This window comes from Xanthobacter sp. 91, from assembly GCF_000702385.1.
Classification (GTDB): Bacteria; Pseudomonadota; Alphaproteobacteria; order Rhizobiales; family Xanthobacteraceae; genus Xanthobacter; species Xanthobacter aminoxidans.
The window spans coordinates 5,199,905-5,220,688 of sequence record NZ_JNIB01000001.1 but is presented as its reverse complement, the minus strand read 5'-3'; the positions used below and the strand labels follow the sequence as shown (position 1 = coordinate 5,220,688).

At 68.3% G+C, this 20,784-nt stretch carries 19 protein-coding genes; 9 read left to right on the top strand and 10 right to left on the bottom strand.

Annotated elements, in window-relative coordinates; genetic code table 11:
• The first annotated feature begins 94 nt into the window (after window positions 1-94).
• From A37E_RS0124415 to dxs, 3 genes are all read left to right on the top strand, one after another.
• On the top strand, window positions 95-1,366 hold the full coding sequence (locus A37E_RS0124415; protein WP_029558998.1) for a glycosyltransferase family 9 protein: 1,272 nt from the start codon (window positions 95-97) through the stop codon (window positions 1,364-1,366).
• A gap of 7 nt (window positions 1,367-1,373) precedes the next feature.
• The gene (locus A37E_RS0124410; RefSeq protein ID WP_051679310.1) at window positions 1,374-2,291 is read left to right on the top strand and encodes a glycosyltransferase family 2 protein; all 918 of its coding nucleotides are present in this window, start codon (window positions 1,374-1,376) and stop codon (window positions 2,289-2,291) included.
• A 119-nt stretch (window positions 2,292-2,410) separates the two neighbouring features.
• Window positions 2,411-4,354 (top strand): 1-deoxy-D-xylulose-5-phosphate synthase, encoded by a 1,944-nt coding sequence (dxs, locus tag A37E_RS0124405; protein ID WP_029558996.1) that lies wholly within the window; start codon window positions 2,411-2,413, stop codon window positions 4,352-4,354.
• Window positions 4,355-4,567: 213 nt separating this feature from the next.
• On the opposite strand, the gene A37E_RS0124400 is transcribed toward dxs, so the two are convergent.
• Genes A37E_RS0124400 through A37E_RS0124355 form a run of 10 tightly spaced genes read right to left on the bottom strand, consistent with a single transcriptional unit; the run spans window position 4,568 to window position 14,516 of the window.
• The gene (locus A37E_RS0124400; RefSeq protein WP_029558995.1) at window positions 4,568-6,193 is read right to left on the bottom strand and encodes a gamma-glutamyltransferase family protein; all 1,626 of its coding nucleotides are present in this window, start codon (window positions 6,191-6,193) and stop codon (window positions 4,568-4,570) included.
• Window positions 6,194-6,218: 25 nt separating this feature from the next.
• A complete protein-coding gene (locus A37E_RS0124395) occupies window positions 6,219-7,301 on the bottom strand; it encodes a PLP-dependent cysteine synthase family protein (RefSeq protein ID WP_029558994.1) in 1,083 nt (360 codons plus the stop codon).
• Window positions 7,298-8,839: a class I adenylate-forming enzyme family protein gene (locus A37E_RS0124390; RefSeq protein ID WP_038193674.1), complete on the bottom strand. Its 1,542-nt coding sequence runs from the start codon at window positions 8,837-8,839 to the stop codon at window positions 7,298-7,300. The genes A37E_RS0124395 and A37E_RS0124390 overlap by 4 nt, the downstream gene beginning before the upstream one ends.
• On the bottom strand, window positions 8,836-9,618 hold the full coding sequence (locus A37E_RS25640) for a VOC family protein (protein WP_245279415.1): 783 nt from the start codon (window positions 9,616-9,618) through the stop codon (window positions 8,836-8,838). The genes A37E_RS0124390 and A37E_RS25640 overlap by 4 nt, the downstream gene beginning before the upstream one ends.
• Before the next feature lie 11 nt (window positions 9,619-9,629).
• Window positions 9,630-10,049: a PaaI family thioesterase gene (locus tag A37E_RS0124380; RefSeq protein WP_029558991.1), complete on the bottom strand. Its 420-nt coding sequence runs from the start codon at window positions 10,047-10,049 to the stop codon at window positions 9,630-9,632.
• Window positions 10,050-10,060: 11 nt separating this feature from the next.
• On the bottom strand, window positions 10,061-11,077 hold the full coding sequence (locus tag A37E_RS0124375) for a zinc-binding dehydrogenase (RefSeq protein WP_029558990.1): 1,017 nt from the start codon (window positions 11,075-11,077) through the stop codon (window positions 10,061-10,063).
• Between the two features lie 49 nt (window positions 11,078-11,126).
• Complete coding sequence (locus tag A37E_RS0124370) at window positions 11,127-12,104, bottom strand: ABC transporter substrate-binding protein (protein ID WP_029558989.1); 978 nt, start codon at window positions 12,102-12,104, stop codon at window positions 11,127-11,129.
• Window positions 12,105-12,154: 50 nt separating this feature from the next.
• Window positions 12,155-12,946, bottom strand: coding sequence for an ABC transporter permease (locus A37E_RS0124365; protein ID WP_197023041.1), 792 nt, complete (start codon window positions 12,944-12,946; stop codon window positions 12,155-12,157).
• Between the two features lie 56 nt (window positions 12,947-13,002).
• Window positions 13,003-13,749 (bottom strand): ABC transporter ATP-binding protein, encoded by a 747-nt coding sequence (locus A37E_RS0124360; RefSeq protein ID WP_029558987.1) that lies wholly within the window; start codon window positions 13,747-13,749, stop codon window positions 13,003-13,005.
• A complete protein-coding gene (locus A37E_RS0124355; RefSeq protein WP_051679309.1) occupies window positions 13,746-14,516 on the bottom strand; it encodes a GntR family transcriptional regulator in 771 nt (256 codons plus the stop codon). The genes A37E_RS0124360 and A37E_RS0124355 overlap by 4 nt, the downstream gene beginning before the upstream one ends.
• A gap of 345 nt (window positions 14,517-14,861) precedes the next feature.
• On the opposite strand from A37E_RS0124355, the gene A37E_RS0124350 reads away from it, so the two are divergent.
• From A37E_RS0124350 to A37E_RS0124325, 6 genes are all read left to right on the top strand, one after another.
• A complete protein-coding gene (locus tag A37E_RS0124350; protein ID WP_051679308.1) occupies window positions 14,862-15,365 on the top strand; it encodes a MarR family winged helix-turn-helix transcriptional regulator in 504 nt (167 codons plus the stop codon).
• 436 nt (window positions 15,366-15,801) lie between these two features.
• Complete coding sequence (locus tag A37E_RS0124345; protein ID WP_029558984.1) at window positions 15,802-17,406, top strand: UbiD family decarboxylase; 1,605 nt, start codon at window positions 15,802-15,804, stop codon at window positions 17,404-17,406.
• 214 nt (window positions 17,407-17,620) lie between these two features.
• Window positions 17,621-18,592 (top strand): ABC transporter substrate-binding protein, encoded by a 972-nt coding sequence (locus A37E_RS26215; protein ID WP_024278408.1) that lies wholly within the window; start codon window positions 17,621-17,623, stop codon window positions 18,590-18,592.
• 8 nt (window positions 18,593-18,600) lie between these two features.
• A complete protein-coding gene (locus tag A37E_RS0124335) occupies window positions 18,601-19,410 on the top strand; it encodes an ABC transporter permease (protein ID WP_197023040.1) in 810 nt (269 codons plus the stop codon).
• Complete coding sequence (locus A37E_RS0124330) at window positions 19,401-20,204, top strand: ABC transporter ATP-binding protein (RefSeq protein WP_029558981.1); 804 nt, start codon at window positions 19,401-19,403, stop codon at window positions 20,202-20,204. Before A37E_RS0124335 ends, A37E_RS0124330 begins: the two co-directional genes overlap by 10 nt.
• Window positions 20,205-20,208: 4 nt before the next feature.
• Window positions 20,209-20,781 carry a UbiX family flavin prenyltransferase gene (locus A37E_RS0124325; protein WP_029558980.1) on the top strand — a complete coding sequence of 191 codons (573 nt, stop codon included), beginning with the start codon at window positions 20,209-20,211 and terminating at the stop codon, window positions 20,779-20,781.
• The last annotated feature ends 3 nt before the right edge of the window (window positions 20,782-20,784 follow it).

The window sequence follows — 20,784 nt, the reverse complement described above, 5'->3', positions numbered from 1 at the left end:
TTGCGGCAACGGCAGGCGCCGGGATAATGGAGCCGTCCCACCTCGGCAGGGCAGGGGGCGGCGGGCCCCTCATCGCGGCGGGCATGGAGAGGGCATGGCGAGGCTGCGGGATCTGCTGACCGCCATGTGGAAGCCATCGGCGCCCGTGGGTGGCGACGCGGCCGCTCCCTTGGTGTCCGAGCCTCCGGCGCTGCCCCAGGCCGAGGCGGAGCCGGTACAGCCCGTCCTGCAAACTTCCCCCAGCTTCGCGCCCGGCCTTTGGGATAGCCCCCTGTCCCGCCTCGCCGCGCTGGGTCCGGCGCCGTCGCTGCTGGTGGTGAAGCTCGATCATGCGGGGGATTTCGTCACCGCGCTGCCGGCGATCCGGCGGCTCCGGGAGGCGTTTCCCGCATCGCGCCTGACGCTGCTGTGCGCGCCCTTCATGTGCGATTTCGCCGCCGCGACCGGCCTCTTCGATGCGGTGCACGGCTTCGATTATTATCCGGCGCGGGGCCATCCGCCCGCTGCCGTGCCGGACGCGGCGCTGGCGGCGGTCGCGGCGCTGGATCTGCCGCCCGTGGACATCGCCATCGACCTGCGCCACGCCGACGATTCCCGCGCGCTGCTGGCGGCGCTGCCGGTGCGGTTTCGCGTCGGCTTCGCCGGGCTCGGCGCCCGCCATGCTCTCGACCTCGCCTTGCCGGAGATGGAGGCCTCGGCCCGCGCAGGCGGCCTGCTGGCGCCGCTGCCGGCGGGGGCGCGCCTCTGCGCCCTTGCCGAGGTGCTGGCCAGCGCCTTTCGGGCCGTCCACGGCCAAGGGGCGCCCATCCCTCTCGGTGCCCCGCCGGCTCTGCCGGATTTTCCCGAGGGCTATGTGGTGCTCGCCCCCGGCGCCCGCCTCGCCATCAAGCTCTGGCCCGTGGAGAACTGGCGGGTGCTGGCGGAGCGGCTGCTGGACGCCGGCGCCCTCGGCCTCGTGCTCACCGGCACGGCGGAAGAGGAGCCGCTGTGCGCCGCCATCGCCGCCGGGCTGCCGGCGGATCGCGTGGTCAACCTGGCGGGAAGGCAGGATCTCGCCGGGCTCGCCGCCATCATCGGCGGGGCACGGGCCGTGGTGGCGCTAGATTCCGCCCCGGCCCACCTTGCGGCGGCGCTCGGACGACCGACGCTGTGCCTGTTCTCAGGCCTTGCGGATATCCATAGCTGGGCGCCTGCCGGCCCGCGCGTGGCGGTGCTGAGCGCCCATGCGAGCTGCGCGCCGTGCTTCCTGAACGATGTGGCCGACTGCACCCACGGCCACGGCTGTATGACGCGCCTCACGCCGGACCATGCGCTGGCGGGGCTCGCCGCCCTCGGCCTTGAGTTTGCCGGCGTTCCGCTGCACTAGAGCGCCCATGATGCGCCCCTTTCCGACCGTGGCGGAGGCCCCGTCCGATGAGGACGGCCCACGGCCCGCTCCCGCCGACGTGACGGTCGTGTTCGTCACCTACAACAGCTCGGCCGTCATCGGCCGTGCGGTGGCGAGCGTGCCGGCGGAATGCCCGGTGGTGGTGGTGGACAATGCGAGCCCCGAGGGCACGGCGTGGGCGGCGGCCCTCGCGCGGCCGGTCGATTTCGTCGCCATGCCTGCCAATGCCGGCTTCGGCACGGCCTGCAATGCCGGCGCCCGGCGGGCGGCGACGCCCTATGTCCTCTTTCTCAATCCCGATGCGGTGCTGGGGCCGGATACCATTCTCCGTCTGCTGGCGGCGGCCCGGCTCTATGGCGAGCCGTCCATCCTCATGCCGGCCATCATGGGCGAGAACGGCCGGCTCATGCGCAAGGAAGGCTCCATTCTGGAGAAGGTCCCGCGCAGCGCCCGCCTCGCGCCGGAGGAGATCGCGGGGGATTATTGCACCCGCTTCGTCCACGGCGCCGCCTTCATGGTGTCCCGCGCCGCCTTCCTCGATCTCGGCGGCTTCGACGAGGCCATATTCCTCTACCACGAGGACGATGACCTCTCGCTCCGCGTGCTGGCCCGCCGCATCCCCATCGTGGTGGTGACGGAAGCACGGGTGACCCATGCGGGCGGGCGCTCCAGCACGCCCTCCTTCGGCCAGACCTTCCGCATCAACCGCGCCAAGATGCACTCGGAACTCTATGTGCGGGAGAAGTACGGCGCCGCCGGCGGGCGGGCCTCTCGGCTCCTCTGGCTGGGGGCCGGCTGCGCGCTGGCGCTGGCGTTGTTCGACCTCCACAGGGTGGCCATCCGGGCGGGAAAATTCGCCGGCTGCCTCGATGGAGTGCGCCGGAATGCCCCGCCGCACGTATAGGTTTCAGGTGTAGACGAAGGTCGCCCGAGCGTCGCCGCAAGGTCAGCCTTTGTACGTTGCATACCAGCGAGCCCGTGTGTAAGGCTCGGTTTCCCGGTTCGTTCCGGTCGGAGTGGTCCGTGACTTTGCTGAAGACCCCGTTGCTCGATACCATCCGCGAACCCGCAGATGTGCGGCGGCTGCCCCAAGAGAAGCTGGCCCAGCTTGCGGCCGAGCTGCGCGCCGAGACCATCGATGCGGTTTCCGTCACCGGCGGGCATCTGGGCGCGGGCCTCGGCGTGGTCGAGCTGACGGTGGCATTGCACCACGTCTTCAACACCCCCCACGACCGGCTGATCTGGGACGTGGGCCACCAGTGCTATCCCCACAAGATTCTCACCGGGCGGCGCGAGCGCATCCGCACGCTGCGCACCGGCGGCGGCCTCTCCGGTTTCACCAACCGGGCCGAGAGCGAATACGACCCCTTCGGCGCCGGCCATTCCTCCACCTCCATCTCGGCCGGCCTCGGCATGGCGGTGGCGCGCGACCTCGGCGGTGGCGAGCGGAACGTGGTGGCGGTGATCGGCGACGGCGCCATGTCGGCGGGCATGGCTTATGAGGCCATGAACAATGCCGGCGCCATGGATTCGCGCCTCATCGTCATCCTCAACGACAACGACATGTCCATCGCCCCGCCCACGGGCGCCATGTCGGCCTATCTGGCGCGGCTCATTTCCGGCCAGACCTACCGTTCGCTGCGCGAGATCGGCAAGCAGATCGCCGGCCACCTGCCCAAGTTCGTGGAGCGCGGCGCCCAGCGGGCCGAGGAGTTCGCGCGCGGCTTCTGGACCGGCGGCACGCTGTTCGAGGAGCTGGGCTTCTATTATGTGGGCCCCATCGACGGGCACAATCTCGACCACCTTCTGCCCGTTCTGAAGAACGTGCGGGACGCCAAGACGGGGCCGATCCTCGTCCATGTGGTCACCCAGAAGGGCAAGGGCTACGGCCCGGCCGAGCAGAGCGCGGACAAGTACCACGGCGTCGTGAAGTTCGACGTGGTGACGGGCGCGCAGGTGAAGGCCAAGTCCAACGCCCCGTCCTACACCCGCGTGTTCGCCGAGAGCCTGATCTCCGAGGCGCGGCGCGATCCCAAGATCGTCGCCATCACCGCCGCTATGCCCTCGGGCACGGGCATCGACCTGTTCGGGCAGGCCTATCCCGACCGCACCTTCGACGTGGGCATCGCCGAGCAGCATGCGGTGACGTTCGCGGGCGGCCTCGCGGCGGAGGGCTTCAAGCCCTTCTGCGCGCTCTATTCCACCTTCCTCCAGCGGGCCTATGACCAGGTGATCCACGACGTGGCGCTGCAGGGCCTGCCCGTGCGCTTCATCGTCGACCGCGCCGGCCTCGTGGGGGCGGACGGGGCGACCCATGCGGGCGCCTATGATCTTGCCTATCTCGGCTGCCTGCCCGGCATGGTGCTGATGTCGCCCGCCGACGAGGCGGAGCTGATGCACATGATCGCCACCGCCGTCGCCTATGACGACGGTCCCTCCGCCGTGCGCTTCCCGCGCGGCGAGGGCGTGGGCGTGGAGCGGCCGGACCGGGGCGAGGCGCTGCCCATCGGCAAGGGGCGCATCGTGCGCGGAACCGGGGAGGGCGATGTCGCCATCCTCTCGCTGGGCACCCGCCTTGCCGCCGCGCTGGACGCCGCCGAGCGGCTGGAGGCGGCCGGCTTTGCCGTGACCGTGGCCGACGCCCGCTTCGCCAAGCCCATCGACCGCGGTCTCGCGCTGAAGCTGGCCTCCGGCCATGCCGCGCTGGTGACGGTGGAAGAGGGCTCGATCGGCGGCTTCGGCAGCCAGGTGCTGCAATTCCTCACCGACGAGGGCGTTCTGGATCGCGGCACCGTCAAGGTGCGCTCCATGGTGCTGCCGGACATCTACATCGACCACGACACCCAGGCCCGCCAGATCGCCGAAGCCGGCCTCGACGCCAACGCCATCGTGGCGAAGGTGGAGGGGCTGCTGGGCACGGCCAAGGCGGCGGGGCTCTCCGGGCGCGAGCTGTCGCGGGCGGGGTGAGGGGCGGGGGCTCCTTGGGGCCGTCCAGATCGGCGCATTCCGCCCTCACAGGTGTCATGGCCGGGCTTGTCCCGGCCATCCACGTCGTGACGCTAGCATCAACGTCCGAATGCCGGTCCCGGCCTAACCACGTGGATGCCCGGCACGAGGCCGGGCATGACGGGTGTTATGGTGGCGCGGCCTACTCGGGTCTCCGGTTCGGCTCGCTCCCTCTCAGCTCACCGCCGCCTGACCATCCCGGCGCGGGTCGCTCGCCGCCGCATAGCCTTCCACCGCCGGATTGCCCATGCGCCAGATGAACTGGCCGGCGCCGAAATCCTGATAGGTGTCGTTGAGCACGGCCACCTCGTGGCCCAGCGCCGCGAGGCCGTCCAGAAGCTCCGGCGTGTTGCCCGGTTCGAGGTTGATGGAGAGGCCCTCGTCGAAGCGCCAGCGCGGGGCGTCGCAGGCGGCCTGGGGGTTCTGGGCGAAGTCGAGCATCCGCACCAGCGTCTGCACATGGCCCTGCGGCTGCATGTTGCCGCCCATCACGCCGAAGCTCATCACCGGCTGACCGTCCCTGGTGAGGAAGCCGGGAATGATGGTCTGGAACGGCCGCTTGCGCGGCGCCACCACGTTGGCGCGCTCCGGGTTGAGGCTGAAGCCGAAGCCGCGGTTCTGGAGCGACACGCCCCAGTCCGGCAGCACCACGCCGGAGCCGAAGCCCTGATAATTGCTCTGGATGAAGCTCACCATCATGCCCGACGCATCCGCCGCCGTGAGGTAGATGGTGCCGCCGCGCACCGGATTGCCCGGCGCGAACCGCTGGGCGCGGCGCGGGTCGATGAGGCGGGCGCGGCCGGCGATATAATCCTTGTCCAGCATGTCCGCCGGGCTGATCTCCATGGCCCGGGGATCGGCCACGTAGCGATAGACGTCGGCGAAGGCGAGCTTGATGGCTTCGATCTGGAGGTGCTGCGCCTCCACGCTGTCCGCCGACAGGCCCGAAAGATCGAAATGGGAGAGGATGCCCAGCGCCATCAGCGCGGTGATGCCCTGCCCATTGGGCGGAATCTCGTGCACCGTATAGCCGCGATAGTCCTGCGCCACGGGCGTCACCCAGTCCGGCGCATAGGCCGCCATGTCGGCGGCGGTGAGGGCGCCGCCGTTGGCCTTGGCATTCGCTTCCAGCGCGTCGGCGATCTCGCCGCGATAAAAGGCCTCGCCCTTGGTCTCGCCGATCAGCCGCAGCGCGCGGGCGGCGCCCGGCATGGTCACGTGCTCGCCCACGAAGGGCGCGCGGCCCTTGTGTAGGAACACTTCTTTGAAGCCCGGCTGGCTCGTGAGCTGGGGCAGCGTCGCGGCGGCGGCCCACTTGTGCTGCACGTTGGTGGAGACGAGGAAGCCGCGCTCGGCGATGGCGATGGCCGGCTCCAGCAGGTCCGCGAACGGCAGCTTGCCGAAGCGCTCGGAGAGGGCGACCCAGCTCGCCACGGCGCCGGGCACCGTCACCGCGTCCCAGCCGCGCTGGGGCAGGGTCTTGGCATCGGCGCCGTACTTGGCGCGGAAGTATTCGGGCGTCCAGGCGGCGGGAGAGAAGCCCGAGGCGTTGAGGCCGTGCAGGCCCTTGCCGTCCCACAGGATGCAGAAGGCGTCCGAGCCGAGGCCGTTGCTGCACGGCTCCACGATGGCCATGACGGCGGCGGCGGCGATGGCGGCGTCCACCGCATTGCCGCCCCGCCCGATCATGGAGAGCCCCGCCTGCGCCGCCCGGGGATGGGAGGTGGAGACCACATTGTTGCCGAACACGGGCAGGCGCCGCGAGGGATAGCCGGCGGACCAATCGAACGACGCAGTCATGGTGCAGTCCCGCAAGAAGAGAAGCTCAGCGCTCAGGGCCGAACACGGCATCGAGCCGTGCGATGTGGGGCTTAAGGTCGATGCCGTGCTCGGCGAGCCAGGCATCGTCATACAGGGTGGAGCGGTAGCGCGCGCCGGAATCGCACAGCAGGGTCACGATGGACCCGCCTTTCCCCTCTGCCGCCATCTCCTCGATGAGATCGACGCAGGCAGAGATGTTGGTGCCGGTGGAGCCGCCGCAGGCGCGGCCGATGACGGCGCTGATCCGGCGGGCGGCGGCGATGCTCGCCGCGTCGGAAATGACCGCCATGCGGTCCACCACCGAGGGGATGAAGGAGGGCTCCACCACCGTGCGCCCGATGCCCTCGATGACGCTCTTGCAGGCGTCCACCTGCATCACCGAACGGTCGGCATAGTGGCGGTGGAAGACGGACGCCTCCGGGTCCGCCACGCACAGCCGCGTGGGGAACTTGCGGTAGCGGATGAAGCGCCCGATGGTCGCCGCCGTGCCGCCCGTGCCGGCGCTGCACACCACCCAGTCGGGGATCGGATACGGCTCCCACGCCATCTGCGAGAAGATGCTCTCGGCGATGTTGTTGTTGCCGCGCCAGTCGGTGGCCCGCTCGGCGAAGGTGAACTGGTCCATGTAATGGCCGTCCAGCTCCTCGGCGAGGCGACGGGCTTCTTCCGACGTGTTCCAGCCGTCGATGAGGTGGGGCTCGCCGCCCTCGAAGGCGATGGCCGCCACCTTCTCCGCCGAGGTGCGCCGGGGCATCACCGCGATGAAGCGCAGGCCCAGCAGCCGGGCGAAATAGGCTTCCGAAATGGCGGTGGAGCCGGACGAGGATTCGATGATGGTCGTGTCCGGCCCGATCCAGCCGTTGCACAGGGCATAGAGGAAGAGCGAGCGCGCCAGCCGATGCTTGAGGCTGCCGGTGGGGTGGCTCGATTCGTCCTTGAGATAGAGCGTGATGCCGGGCACGCGCGGCAGGGGGATGCGGATGAGGTGGGTGTCGGCCGAGCGGTTGATGTCCGCCTCGATGCGCGCGATGGCCTCGGCCACCCACGCCTGATCGGGGACCGCGCGGGGCGGGGCAATGACGTTCATGCCGGGCTCCCTGCGGGGCTCATCTCGGCCGCGCTCACATCGGCGATCGCGCGCCGCTTCAGCGCACTGCGGTCGATCTTGTTGGTGGTGGCGAGCGGCATCTGGTCGAGGAACCAGATGCGGCGGGGATGCTGGTAGGCGGGGGCGTTGGCGAGCATGAACTGCTTCAAGGCCTCCTCCCCGATGTCGGCGCCCGCGCGGCGCACCACGAAGGCCACGGGCTTCTCGCCCTTGATGTCGTCGGGCACCGGCACGACGCAGGATTGAAGCACCTGCGGGTGCTTGTCGAGCACCGCTTCCACCTCGCCGGGGAAGATGTTCTCACCGCCGCAGACGAACATGTCGTCGGTGCGGCCGAGGAAATAATAGAAGCCGTCCGCATCGCGCCGGAACACGTCGCCGGTGCGGTAGAAGCCGTCCGCCGTGAGGGGCGAGCGCACGTCCGGGCGGTTGTGATAGCCGAGCATCACCGCCGGGCTCTTCATCTCCAGCTCCCCGCTCTCCGGCGCCTCCGGTCCCACGAGGCGTACGGCGACCTGAGGATGGGGATAGCCTACCGAGCCCATGGGCACGGGCCGCCCGTCCGGATGGCCGGAGAACACGATGGGGCCGCCCTCGGTGGTGCCATAGGCGTTGATGATGGCGGCGTTGGGCAGCAGCTGGCGGATCTGCTGGGCCAGCGAATCCGTCACCGGCGCCGAGCCCATGCGCAGCATGCGTACGCCGGAGAGGTCGGCCTTCGCCAGCGCCGCCTTTTCCCGCAGCATCATGGCGATCATGGGCGGCACGGCGGTGAGGAAGGTGCAGCCGTGGCTGGCGATGGCCTCGATATAGGGCACCGCGCGGAACTGGGGCAGCAGCACCGCCGTGCTGCCGGACGCGCAGGTGAGCAGCGCCAGCGCCAGCGCGTTCATGTGGTAGAGCGGCGCGGCAATGAGCATCCGTTCGCGGGAGAGATCGGTCTCGGTGCGGCGGGTGTCCGCCACCCACCGGTGCGCGGCGTGGGAGAGCAGCACGCCCTTGGGCCGTCCGGTGGAGCCGGAGGTGTAGAGGCTGAGCGCCGGTTCGTCGGGCACGGGCACCACCGGCTCGAACGCGCCGGGATCGAGGAGGGCGGCGAGCGTGCCCGGTCCGGTGCCGTCGAAATCCACGAAGGCGACGCCCTCGGGCGGTTCGGCGGGCAGGAGCGCGCGGCGCTCGGCGTCGTGGACCACGAGGCGCGCGCCGCAATCGGCGATCACGTCGGCGATGGTCGCGGCCGGGAACTTGAAGTTCACCGGCACCGGCACGATGCCGGCGCGCATGGCCCCCATCACCACCGCCACATAATCCGGCCGGTTGGCGGCGAGGATGGCGATGCGGTCGCCGCGCACGAGGCCGTGGGCGAGCAGGCCACGGGCCACGGCGTCGGCGAGGGCATCGAAGGCGGCGCGGGTGAGCACGGTGGTGCCGCCGTCGAAATCGAGGCCGATGAACAGGGGATGGTCCGACGCGTTGGTGCGGCAGACGAAATCCCCGAGGTTCGCGGGCAAGCTCATCGGCTGCTCCTGCAGGTCAGGTTCAGGTCAAAGGCGGGCAGGCTGAGCAGGCCCGCATCGGGGGAAAGGGGCTGCCAGCCGGCATCGTCGCGCGCGGCGGCGCGGGCCGCGATGTCGTCGAGGCTGGCGAAACGCAGCGTCGCGGTGCGGAAGGCGGCTGTCTCGCCCGGCACCACCAGCACGTCGGCATCGTCCAGCGGCACGCGCCAGCCCTCGGCGTGGGGCATTGCGGTGCTGTCGAAGGCCGTGGCGAGGCGGCGTGCCTCGGCGTCCGGGTCGGTCGAGGCGATGGTGAAGGCGTCGATGGCGACGAAGCCGTTGGGATGGGTCATCCATTCCGGCCGCCAGACCAGTTCCGGCGTCAGGTGCTCGCAGAAATAGACGCGCCCTGCCGGGAAGGTTTCCGGCGGCAGGCGCACGGTGCGGAAGCGGGCGTCGTGCTCGACGCCCTCCACGTCCACCGGCCGCGAGAAGGCCACCGGTCCGGTCGGGGCGAATCCAGCGGCCGCGAGGCGGTCGCGGGTGGCGTCGGCGTCGAAGGTGCGCAGCACGAGGCCGTTGAGGCCGAAGGGACTGTCCAGCACCTCCTGGCGCTGGCGGCCGGTGTCCGGCACCCCCACCAGCTCCAGATAGGCGCCGGGCGTCATCATCAGATGGTTGATGGACCCGAGCGAATGGTACCCCCGCGGCGTGAGCGTGAAGCCCAGCGCCGCAAAGAGGTCCGCGGCCGCGTCCATGGACTTGAGGGTGTTGATCACCACATGGTCGAGCGCGGCCACGGGTTTCCTCCTCAGGCCTTGGGCGGGATCATGTAGACCCCGCGCCCGGAGGCGAGCAGCTTGCCGTCCTCGTCCAGGACCTGCGCCTCGGAGACGCAGAGCTGGCCGCCGAACTTGATGACCTTGCCCACGCAGATGAGGTCGTGCTGCATGGCGGCGCGGTGGTAGTCCACCCGCAGGTCCACGGTGGGCACACCGCGCCCGGTCTTGGACACCAGCGCCCAGTCGGCGGTGAGATCCACCAGCGTGGCGAGGATGCCGCCGTGGGCATAGCCCTTGTCGGCGTTCACCACCCATTCCGGGCGCCACTTGGCGCGCAGGCGGATGGTGCCCTCGCCCACGTCCTCGACAGTGAGGCCGAGCCACTGGTGGAAGGGGCCCTTCAGCAGAAGAGCCTGGACCTGTTCCTTGGTCAGGGGAGCGTCAGACATGGTGCGGCCTCTCAGGGGGTGACGACGATCTTGCCCATGACCTCGCGGTCGCGGATCATGCGCAGGCCCTCGGCGGCCTCTTCGAGGGGGAGAACCTTGTCCACCACCGGCTTCAGCTCGCCCTTCTGGATCATGTCCATGAGGGCGGAGAGGTTCTCGTGGTAGAAGCTGTTGGAGCCGATGACCTTCAGCTCGAAGCTCCAGATGTAGCGAAGATCTTCCTTCGGATCGTGGCCGGCGGTGGCGCCGCACACGAGGATGGTGCCGCCGCGCTTCACGCAGCGGAGCGAGGGCACCCAGGTGTCGCCGCCGGTGAAGTTCACCACCACGTCCACGCCGCCCTCATAGGTGCGGCGCTGGGGCTTGCCGTACTTCTCGACTGCCCATTTGGAGAAGTCGGTGGTGCGGTAGTTCACGACGTGATCCGCGCCGAGTTCCTTCAGGCGGGCCATCTTGTCGTCGGAACCGGCGCAGGCGATCACCTCGCAGCCCATCTGCTTGGCGAGCATCACGCAGCCCGTGCCCACGCCGCCCGAAGCGCCGAGGATGAGCACCTTGTCGCCCGCCTTCACCGTGTTGTGGGTGACGAGCATGCGGTGGGCGGTGCCGTAGGCGACCGGCAGGGAGGCGGCGTCGGTGAAGCTCACGCCGTCGGGCATCTTGATGAGCTGGCCGGCGGTGACGGCGCAGTATTCCGCCATGCCGCCGTCCATCATCTCGCCCATCAGCCCCACCTTGGGGTTGAGCGGGTTCACCAGCACTCGGTCGCCCACCGACCAGCCGGTGACGCCCTCGCCCAGCTCCACGATCTCGCCGGCCATGTCGAGGCCGATGATGACGGGCAGCGGCACCTTGATGCCGGGCATGCCCTTCACCGTGAACACGTCGTGATAATTGAAGGACGACGCACCGACCCGGATCACCACCTCGCCCGGCTTCGCGCTGGGGACGGGATAGTCGTTGACGACCACGAGATCGCTCACGTCGCCATGTTGCTTCAGCAGCAGGGCCTTCATGGTTTTTGTCATTTCACTTCTCTCTGCTTGGAACGTTTCGGCGGCTTGAGCGCCAGGGCGACTACTTGATGGCCTTGGAAGCCTGGTAGGGGGCGGGGTCCAGAGCCGCGTCGGGCAGGTCGCCCTTTACTGCGCCGACGCTTTTGAAGACTTCGAACTCCGCCTTCATCGACGCGATGTCGGCGGGTTCCATGGAGACGGTGTAGATGCCGTCCCAAAGGGCGGCGTAGGCCTTGGCGTCGTCTTCCGGGATGTTGCCGGCGGCCATCAGGGCCTTGGCGACGGCGGCCTTGTCGGCCTTGCCGGCCTCGTAGGCGCCGCGCATGCCCGCGATGACCTTGGCGGCGCCCTCGGGATTTTCCTTCATCCACGCGTTGCGCATGAGGCCGACGCCGAGCACGGGCGGGGCCTCCTTGCCGGTGACTTTCGCCCACTCGCCACGGAAGGAGGCGAGCTTGCGCAGCTTCACGTCGGGCAGGAGGGCGATGGTGACGGTGCGCAGCGCCGCGGCGTCGATGTTCTTCTGCACCAGGAACTGCGCGAGGCGCGGATCAGCGCCCGGCACGGCCTCGAAATCCGAGGCGGTCATGCCGTAATTCTTGATGAGGATGGCCGCGCTGATGGCCGCCGTGGCGCTGCCCGACGGCGACATGCCGATCTTCTTGCCCTTCAGCTCCTCCATCTTGGTGATGGGGGAATCCGCCATCACCACGAAGTCGAGATCGGCCACCTGCGTTGCGAGCACGATGGTCACGGGCAGGCCATCGGCGGCGACCGAGAAGGCGCTGCCGGCGCTGGCGCCGATGGCGAAGTCGATGGCGCCGGCGGCCATGGCCTTGGTGGGGGCGTTCACATCCGGAAACTTCACGAACTCGGCTTCGAGCCCCTGCTTTTCCATGAACTTGCCGGCTTCCAGAAAGGAGCCGAAGCCGAGGCTGACGCCGGAGCTCCAGTATCCGATCCGCACTTTCGCGGCCTCGGCGGGAAGAGATGACAGGCCGATTGCGACTGCGGCGGCCAGTAAAGCAAGACGCTTCATATCGAAATCCCCGTGATGGAAGGTTGTATTGTTTTTTTGCTTTATGGGTTTCAGGCCGGGCGCGGCTTGCGCCAGGCGAAGAGATGCGTTTCGAGGGGCTTCAGCAGGACCGCCTCGATGAAGATCATCAGGATGACGAGGGTGAGGGTCCAGGCGAACACCTGGTCCGTCTGCACGAGGTCTGCCGCCTGCCGCAGCCGGTAGCCGATGCCGCTCGACGCGCCGAGGGCCTCCGCCACGATGGAGACGCGGGCCCCGAAGCCGAAGGCGAGGCGGGCGCCGGCGAAGAACTGGGGCAGGATGGTGGGCAGGTAGATCTTCAGAAGAACCTGCAGCCGCGACATGCGGAACGTCTGCGCCAGCTCGATGAAATCGCGGTTCACCGTGCTCGTGCCCTGCCAGACATTGGTGAGGATGAGCGGCATCGCGGTCATGAACACCACGAAGATGGTCGACCAGTTGGACAGGCCGAACCAGATGAGCGCGAAGATCGCCCAGATTGACGAGGACACCGTGTTGATGACCACCAGCAAAGGCTGGAAGAAGTCGCCCAGCGTGCGGCTCGCCCCGAGCAGGAGGCCCAGCACCACGCCCACCACGGTGGCGAAGATGAACCCCATGGCGATGCGGTAGAAGGTGATGCCGAAATCCGCCCAGAAGCCGGGCGTGACCACGAGCTGCGTCCACACCCCGAACACCCGGCGCGGGCTCGGCAGGATGAAGGCGGGCGCGCCCAGCGAGCCGATGCCCCAGAGGCCGACCACGATGATGATGAGCAGCAGCCTGAGGCCGATGAGGCGCAGCCGGCGGTCCTGGGTCATCTGGAGGGGGGAGCGCTTCATCTGGCTCGGCTTCTGCGAAGGAGGACGGACGCGGCGGAACGCGGCAGGGAACGTATTCACAGGCTGAGGCGCAGCAGGCGCACCTCTTCGGCGACCTCGGGCGAGAGCGGATTGCGGGGGTAGGGCAGGGCGATCTCGCGGGTTTCCTTCACCCGTCCGGGGCGCGGCATCAGCACCACGATCTTGTTGGCGAGGACCACCGCCTCCTCCACGTCGTGGGTGACGAACAGCACCGACATCTGCCGCAGGCCGGCGATGCGCAGCACCTCGTCGTGCATCTGCGTGCGGATGGAGGGATCGAGCTTGGAGAAGGGCTCGTCCATGAGCAGGATCGACGGCTCGGTGACGAGGCTGCGGCCCAATGCGGCGCGCGAGCGCATGCCGCCGGACAGCTCGTGGGGGAAGGAGTCGGCGAACTTCTCCAGCCCCACCAGCTCCAGCACCTGCATCACCCGATCGCGCCGCTCCTTGCGCGGCATGCCGGCGGCTTCGAGGCCGAGGGCGACGTTCTGGGCCGTGGTGCGCCAGGGGAACAGACGGTCCTCCTGGAACATGTAGGTCATGGTGCGCCAATCCTTGAAGGCGCTGGATTTCTGGCCGTTCAGGAACACCGTGCCCTGATCCGGCGGGATGAGGCCGGCGACGATGTTGAGCAGAGTGCTCTTGCCACAGCCCGAGGCGCCGACGAGGGCGACGATGGAGCGCTCCGGCACGTCGAGATCGATGTTGCGCAGCACTTCGAGCTGCTCGCCGTCGCGGCGCATGAAGCTCTTGCCGACGCTTTCCAGTTGGACGACGCTCACCGCTCCCTCCCGCTCAGGCTGGAGAGCGGGGCGACGGGAACCACCGCGGCGGAATCCCGGAGCGAGGCGATGACCTTCTCCATGGTCATCTCGCGGAACGTCTCCACATGCCGCCGCGCCACTTCGGCGGCGGCCGCGGCATCGCCGGCGGAGAGATAGTCGATAAGCAGGACGTGATCGTTGGCGATGTTGGGGCGCACGCCCTGCACGCCGAAGCCGAGCGCCACGAGGCGCGTCATCTCGTCGAGGAGGCCGGAGAGCGAGCGGCACAGGCGCTGGTTGCCGGCGGCCTCGGCGATGGCCATGTGGAAGCTGCGGTTGGCTTCGAGGAAGAAGTCGATCTGGTTGCCCACATCGGTCGTCAGCTTTACCCGGCAGGCCTCTTCGAGCCGCTCCAGATGCGCCCTGTTGACCCGCCCGGCGGCGCCGCGCGCGGCCAGCGGCTCCAGCACCAGCCGGAGCGCAAAGACCTCTTCCACATCCTTCACGGTGATGGGCGTGACGCGGTAGCCGTGGCGCGGCATGGAGGCGACGAAGCCGTCCTGGATGAGCCGCTGGAGGGCGATGCGGCAGCTGGCCTTGCCGATTTCCAGCCGCTCCATCAGCTCCGCCTCGGTGAAGCGGGTGCCCGGCAGGATGCGGCAGGAGACGATCTCGCGCCGGAGCAGGTCGTAGGCCTGCCGGCCTTTCAGGGTCGCGCTCGGAATTTCGAGGACATGCCCCGCATCCGATCCCCGGTCGCTGTCGCGCTCCTCGGTCACGCTCATCACCTCTCGGCTGACTGGTGAGAAGCCTACAGAACGACCTGGCTGGGGAGAAGGCTAAATAGATAGCACGCTATGAAAAAATTTATCGGTGTAAATCAACCATATGGTGTCCATCTGTCGCAAAAGCGGGCGGTTTTGGTGGGAGGCTCACAGGGCGCTGCCCAAGAAAGGGCCAGTCCCGGCCCCGGCGGTTGGCTCTGGAGGGGGCGTGAGCGTGGGGCCTTGGAAACTTGGCGTCTCTCCCTCTAAAACCGAAAGGGGTTCGCGGCCCGGAGGGTTGCGGAAGATGGTGCGCGGCGCTCGACGCCCGCCCGGACGGGTCTGCAGGCGAGCGGAGGGGTGGTGATGGCGGCCAAGAGCAAGCATCAGGCGCAGGAGATGGCGGCGCCGGAGAGCTTCGAGGTCGCCCCGCTGCACCGGATGACCCTCGGCTATCTCATCAGCCTGCTGGCGCGGCTGCTTGCCCAGTCCCTGAAGGTCCGCAACGGGCCGGATGGAATCCTCCCTGGCCAGTATCCCATCGCCGTGGAACTGCTCGCCCAGGACGGCATGAGCCAGCGCGATCTGTGCGAGGTGGTGCGCATCGAGCAGGCCACCATGGCCAACACCCTGAAGCGCATGGAGCGCGACGGCCTCATCACCCGCCGCCAGAGCGCCGAGGATGGCCGGCTCGCCACCATCCATCTCACCGAGGCGGGCGTGCGGCTCGCCCGCGATGCCGTCCGCAACGCCGCCGAAGTCAACAGCGTGGCGCTGGAAGGGCTCGATCCGGTGGCGCAGAAGGCTCTGCGGGACATGCTGATCGATCTCACGGAGCGGCTGGAGGCCGATATCCAGCAGCGCGACTAGGGCTTTGCCTAAAATTAGCGCATGACCATTCTGTAGACTTGCATACCAAGCTATGTATTATGTCTTCCGTGGTCGCTGGGCTCCGGCGTGTCCGCCCCAACGTGACAGTGTGTTGATGGTGTAGAGCACAGCACCTCTCGAGGCCATTCGGCATCGGAAGGTGAACGGCTCGCCATGGGCGGCGTTTCCGAGGGGTTCCGTATCATGAATGATGCGATAACTGCCGTAGGGTTAGAGTTCAGCAGCTCGAATTGGCTGCGAGTGCCCTGAACAACTGCAAATAAGCTTGGCATTTCTGTCGCGGCATCCGGCGCGCGTGTGGCCGATGTTCGCGATGGCGGCGTGAAAAAGTCCATCAAATCGGGAGGGGCGCGGCGTCATGCCGTGCCTGTTCAGTGGCGTGGCCACGGCACGTGGCGCGCGTGGAGCGTGACAGATGCGGCACGATACCGAGACGTTTCGCGAGTTCCTGGGCCGGCTTCGCGATCAGGGCGAATTGATCGACCTGCATCAGCCGATCGACATCCGCCACATCGCCACGCTCGTGGACCAGTCCGACAAGGCGTTGTTCTTCCATGACGTCATCGGCTACGACGTGCCCGTCGTCTCCGGCATCATCCGCTCGCAGAGGCGGGCGATCATGTCGCTCGGCTGCACCGCCTATCCCGAAATCGAGATGAAGCTGAGGGCCGCCATCGACCGGCCCGTCAGCCCCAACATCGTCAACACCTCGCCCACGCAGGAAGTGGTGATGGAGGGCGATGCGGTCGACCTCTACAAGCTGCCCATCCCCATGAGTTCCATCTATGACGGCGGCCCGATGATCACCGCCGGGGTGGTGATCGCGCGTGATCCGGAATTCGGCCTCAACGCGGGCATCTACCGCTTCATCGTCAAGGAAAAGAACCTCACCGGCATCGACATCGTCACGCCCAACAACATGCGCCTGTTCGCGCAGCGGGCCTACGAGGCGGGCCGGCCGTGCCCCATCTCCATCTCCATCGGCACCCATCCCTACGAGATCATGGGCTCGGGCTTCCGCGCCCCTCTCGGCGTGGACGAGATGGCCATTTCCGGTGGCCTGCGCGGTGGCCCCGTGGACCTGGCGCCGTGCCGCACCATCGACGTGCCCTACATCGCCGACGCCGAGATCGTGCTGGAGGCGGAGATCCTGCCCCACGGCTGGATCTATCCGGAAGGCCGCTTCGGCGAGTTCACCCGGCTCATGGGCGGGCTGCACTGGAACCCCATCGTGCGCATCAAGTCGGTCTCCATGCGCAAGGATGCGGTCTATTACGCGCTCCACATGCCGTGGGAGAACACCTGGCTCGCCGCGCCCACCCGCTACGCCCTCATCCGGCAGGCGCTGAAGACCGCCGGCGTGCAGGTGAAGGACATCAACGTCACCCTCGGCGGCTGCGCCTTCTGGCACGCCGTCATCTCCATCAAGAAGCAGCCGGGGGAGGGCAAGAACGCTTTGCTCGCCGCCCTCTCGGTGATGGACCTGAAGCATGTGGTGGTCGTGGACGACGACATCGACGTCTTCAATCCCATGGACGTGGAATGGGCCATCGCCACGCGCGTGCAGGGTGACAAGGACATCATGATCGTCACCGGCGCGCGCGGAAAGCCGCTGGACCCGAGCCTGCGGCCGACTCCGCCCGGCGTGGTGCCCACCACCGCGAAGGTGGGCATCGATGCAACCATCTCCGAGGGCATCCCGAAGGAGCGCTACGAGCGCATCGCCTATGCCTATGCCGACACGGCCAAGATCGGCGACTACGTGTCCGGCAAGGCGGATGAGCCCGGTGCGGTGGCGGGCGAGGAAGATGTCGCCGAGCTGGCCGAGAAAATCGCGCAGATGATCGGCGAGGCGCCGCGCTATTACACGGATATCGCGGAAGCGTTCAGCGACTACAACTTCGCCATTGTCGCCCGTGCCCTCGGCCATCTGCACGCCACTGAACGCCTGTGGCAGGACGCGAAGGGCGCCATGTGCCTGCGCGGCTCGCGCTTTGCCGCCAAGCCGCCGGGCGCGTGAGCCGGGCGGGCGAGACGATGGGCGTGGTGGCTGCGGGGACATCACGCCCATCGTTTTCAGATCGGAAAAGACCAGCTTTCCGGCAAGTCCGGTCCGAAGAACGTCCGGCCCGAAGAAAGCCCGGCCCGAAGAAAAAACATCGCCCGGAAAAGAGAAGCGGCGAGAGCGTTTGAGGTTGGTGAAGCATTCTTCCACTCTTCCAGAGGGTGAACACATGCGTCGCAGGTTCCAGTCTCTTCTTTTCGCGGCGGCGCTTCTGCCGCTGGCCGGCCTGTCGTCCATGGCCGCCTCCGCCGAGACGCTGCTCAAGATCGGCGTCGCCCAGCTCTCGGCCGGCGGCCTGCCGGTCCTTGTGGCGGACCAGAAAGGCTTCTTCGCCGAAGAGGGCCTCAAATATGAGCGCCTCGACTTCAAGGGCGGCGGGCCGGTGGCGCAGGCCCTCGCCTCCGGCAGCATCGATCTGTGCATCTGCGCCGCCGACCATGCGGTCCATCTCCAGGATCGCGGGCTCGGCGGAAAGGTGCTGGTGGCGCTTGCCGAGCAGCACAGCTACGCGCTGATCGGCAAGGCGGATTCCACCGCCAAGAGCATCGCCGACCTCAAGGGTGAGAAGATCGGCATCACCACGGCCGGCAGCCTCACCGACACCACGGTGCGCTATGCCATCCGCAAGGCTGGGCTCGATCCGGACAAGGACTTCGTGCTGCTCTCGGTGGGCCGGGCGGGCGCGCAGAAGGCGGCGCTGCAGGCCGGCGCCATCGCCGGCGGCATGTTCTCGACGCCGGACATCCAGATCGTCATGGCCGAGAAGGGCGCCTACCGGATCATCGAGGATTTCCGCAAGCTGCCCTATCCGGCGCAGGATCTCATCGCCACCGATACCTGGCTGAAGGCCCACCCGGAAGATGCGCGCAAGGTGGCGCGGGCGGTGGTGAAGGCGCTGCGCCTCATCCAGCAGGACAAGACGGTGCTCTATCCCGCCATCAAGTCCCTGTTCCCCGAGATGAAGGACGACGCCATGGTCGCCCAGCTCGCCGATGACCTGGCCGCCGGCTATCTCTCCAAGGACGGCGTCATGTCGCCGGAGAGCTTCAACTTCCTCATGGCCATGATGACGATCGCCGAGCCGAAGCTGAAGCCGATGCCCTACGCCGACATCGTGGCCCTCTCCTATCTGCCCAAATGAGGCGCCGCATGAGCGACAGCATCACCACGCGCGGGCCGGCCTTCGCCCGGCCGGGACGGCGGAGCTTTTCCTTCGGGATCGGCGCGACGGGGCTGCGGCAGATCGGCCTCATCGCCGTCCTGCTCGGCCTGTGGGAACTCGCCTCCCATACCCTCTTCAATCCGTTCTGGAGCAGCCGGCCGAGCCTGATCGCGGCGCGGCTGTGGGAGCTCGCCCTCAACGGCGAATTGTGGCTGCACACCAGCACCACGTTGCAGGAGGCGGGCGCCGGGCTCGTGCTCGCGGCGGTGATCGGCATCCCGCTCGGCATTGTGCTGGCCCGCGCGCCGGAAGTCGCCCGCACCCTCGATCCGGTCATCATGGGGCTCTACGGCCTGCCGCGCGTGGCGCTGGCGCCGCTGTTCATCCTGTGGTTCGGCATCGGCCTGTTTTCCAAGATCATGATGGCCTTCACCATGGTGGTGTTCATCTTCCTGATGAACGTCATGGAGGGCATCCGCACCATCGATCCCGACCATCTGGACCTCATGCGGTCCATGCGCGCCGGGCGGTTCTATCTGGTGCGCCGGGTGCTGCTGCCGGCGGTGACGCCGTGGATCCTCGCCTCGTTCCGCATCGGCATCGGCCTCGCCCTCATCGGCGCGGTGGTGGGCGAGCTGATCGGCGCCAATCGCGGCCTCGGATGGTACGTGGAAAGCCGCGGCGGCCAGCTCGACACAACAGGCGTGTTCACCGGCCTCATCGTGCTGATGGTGCTGGCCATGCTGGCCAATCAGCTTGTCGGCTTCGTCGAGCGGAGGATGATCACATGGCGCTGACCAATCTGGCGCTGACCGCCGAAACGCCGAGGCCCCGTGCCGCACTGAAAGACCTCTGCATCTCCTTCCCCCGGCCGGACCTGCCGCCGCTGGAGGTGGTCTCGGGCATCTCGCTTGATGTGGCGGAGGGCGAGTTCGTCGCCGTGGTGGGGCCGTCGGGCTCGGGCAAGTCCACCATCCTGCGCGCCATCAGCGGGCTGCTGAAGCCCTCCGGCGGGCGGGTCGAGGTGGATGGGGTGGCGGTCACGTCGCCGCCGCCCAAGGTCGGCTTCATGTTCCAGAAGGACGCGCTGCTGCCGTGGCGGACGGTGGCCGAGAACATCCGCGTCGGCGCCGAGCTGGGTGGCACGCCCTCCGGCGAGCAGGCGGCGCAGGTGGCGAGGCTCATCAAGCTGCTGCGGCTCGACGGCTTCGAGAATGCCTGGCCGAAGCAGCTTTCGGGCGGGATGCGCCAGCGCGTGTCGCTGGGGCGCCTCCTGGCCTATCGCCCGTCCCTCATGCTGATGGACGAGCCCTTCGGCGCGCTCGACTACCAGACCAAGATCGCCATGGGCCTCGAACTGCTGAGGGTGTGGGAGGCGGAGCGCCGCTCCATCATCTTCGTCACCCACGACATCGAGGAGGCGGTGGCGCTGGCCGATCGCGTGGTGGTGTTCAGCGCGCGCCCGGCCCGCATCCTCGCCGAATACAAGGTCCACCTGCCGCGGCCCCGGCACATGCGCACCATGCGCAGCGATCCCGCCTTCACGGACCTGACCGAGGCGATCTGGTCGGATCTGGCGCTGCCGGATTGATGACATGAAACGTCTCGTGGTGGCCATCACCGGCGCGTCGGGCGCCATCTACGGCATCCGCGCGCTCCAGCTTCTGCGCGAGCGGGGCGGGGTCGAGACCCATCTCGTGCTCTCCGCCTCCGGGGCGCGCACCATCATCGCCGAAACCGACTTCACGCCGGATGCGGTGCGCGCCCTCGCCCACCACGTCCACAATCCGAAGGACATCGGCGCCTGCGTGTCCTCGGGCTCGTTCGTCACCGAGGGGATGCTGGTCGCGCCCTGCTCCATCAAGACGCTGAGCGGCATCGCCCATTGCTACAATGACGAGCTGGTGGTGCGCGCCGCCGACGTGTGCCTGAAGGAGCGGCGCCGCGTGGTGCTGCTGCTGCGCGAAACCCCGCTCCACGCCGGCCATGTGGAGCTGATGGCGCAGGCCACCCGCAACGGCGCCATCCTCATGCCCCCCGTGCCGGCCTTCTACCACCGGCCGACTTCCATCCTGGAGATCGTGGACCAGACCGTCGCCCGCGCCCTCGACCTGTTCGGCCTCGACCTGCCGACGACGAAGCGCTGGAACGGGAAGGGCGTGGATTGAGCG

Excerpts from the sequence above, each read along its gene's own strand:
- A37E_RS0124395 (WP_029558994.1), bottom strand. The coding sequence starts at position 7,301 with ATGAACGTCATTGCCCCGCCCCGCGCGGTCCCCGATCAGGCGTGGGTG.
- A37E_RS0124375 (WP_029558990.1), bottom strand. The coding sequence starts at position 11,077 with ATGACAAAAACCATGAAGGCCCTGCTGCTGAAGCAACATGGCGACGTG.
- A37E_RS0124370 (WP_029558989.1), bottom strand. The coding sequence starts at position 12,104 with ATGAAGCGTCTTGCTTTACTGGCCGCCGCAGTCGCAATCGGCCTGTCA.
- A37E_RS0124390 (WP_038193674.1), bottom strand. The coding sequence starts at position 8,839 with ATGAGCTTGCCCGCGAACCTCGGGGATTTCGTCTGCCGCACCAACGCG.
- A37E_RS0124350 (WP_051679308.1), top strand. The coding sequence starts at position 14,862 with ATGGCGGCCAAGAGCAAGCATCAGGCGCAGGAGATGGCGGCGCCGGAG.
- A37E_RS0124355 (WP_051679309.1), bottom strand. The coding sequence starts at position 14,516 with ATGAGCGTGACCGAGGAGCGCGACAGCGACCGGGGATCGGATGCGGGG.
- A37E_RS0124345 (WP_029558984.1), top strand. The coding sequence starts at position 15,802 with ATGCGGCACGATACCGAGACGTTTCGCGAGTTCCTGGGCCGGCTTCGC.
- A37E_RS0124325 (WP_029558980.1), top strand. The coding sequence starts at position 20,209 with ATGAAACGTCTCGTGGTGGCCATCACCGGCGCGTCGGGCGCCATCTAC.
- A37E_RS0124400 (WP_029558995.1), bottom strand. The coding sequence starts at position 6,193 with ATGACTGCGTCGTTCGATTGGTCCGCCGGCTATCCCTCGCGGCGCCTG.
- A37E_RS0124410 (WP_051679310.1), top strand. The coding sequence starts at position 1,374 with ATGATGCGCCCCTTTCCGACCGTGGCGGAGGCCCCGTCCGATGAGGAC.
- A37E_RS26215 (WP_024278408.1), top strand. The coding sequence starts at position 17,621 with ATGCGTCGCAGGTTCCAGTCTCTTCTTTTCGCGGCGGCGCTTCTGCCG.
- A37E_RS0124380 (WP_029558991.1), bottom strand. The coding sequence starts at position 10,049 with ATGTCTGACGCTCCCCTGACCAAGGAACAGGTCCAGGCTCTTCTGCTG.
- A37E_RS0124415 (WP_029558998.1), top strand. The coding sequence starts at position 95 with ATGGCGAGGCTGCGGGATCTGCTGACCGCCATGTGGAAGCCATCGGCG.
- A37E_RS0124365 (WP_197023041.1), bottom strand. The coding sequence starts at position 12,946 with ATGAAGCGCTCCCCCCTCCAGATGACCCAGGACCGCCGGCTGCGCCTC.
- A37E_RS0124335 (WP_197023040.1), top strand. The coding sequence starts at position 18,601 with ATGAGCGACAGCATCACCACGCGCGGGCCGGCCTTCGCCCGGCCGGGA.
- A37E_RS0124330 (WP_029558981.1), top strand. The coding sequence starts at position 19,401 with ATGGCGCTGACCAATCTGGCGCTGACCGCCGAAACGCCGAGGCCCCGT.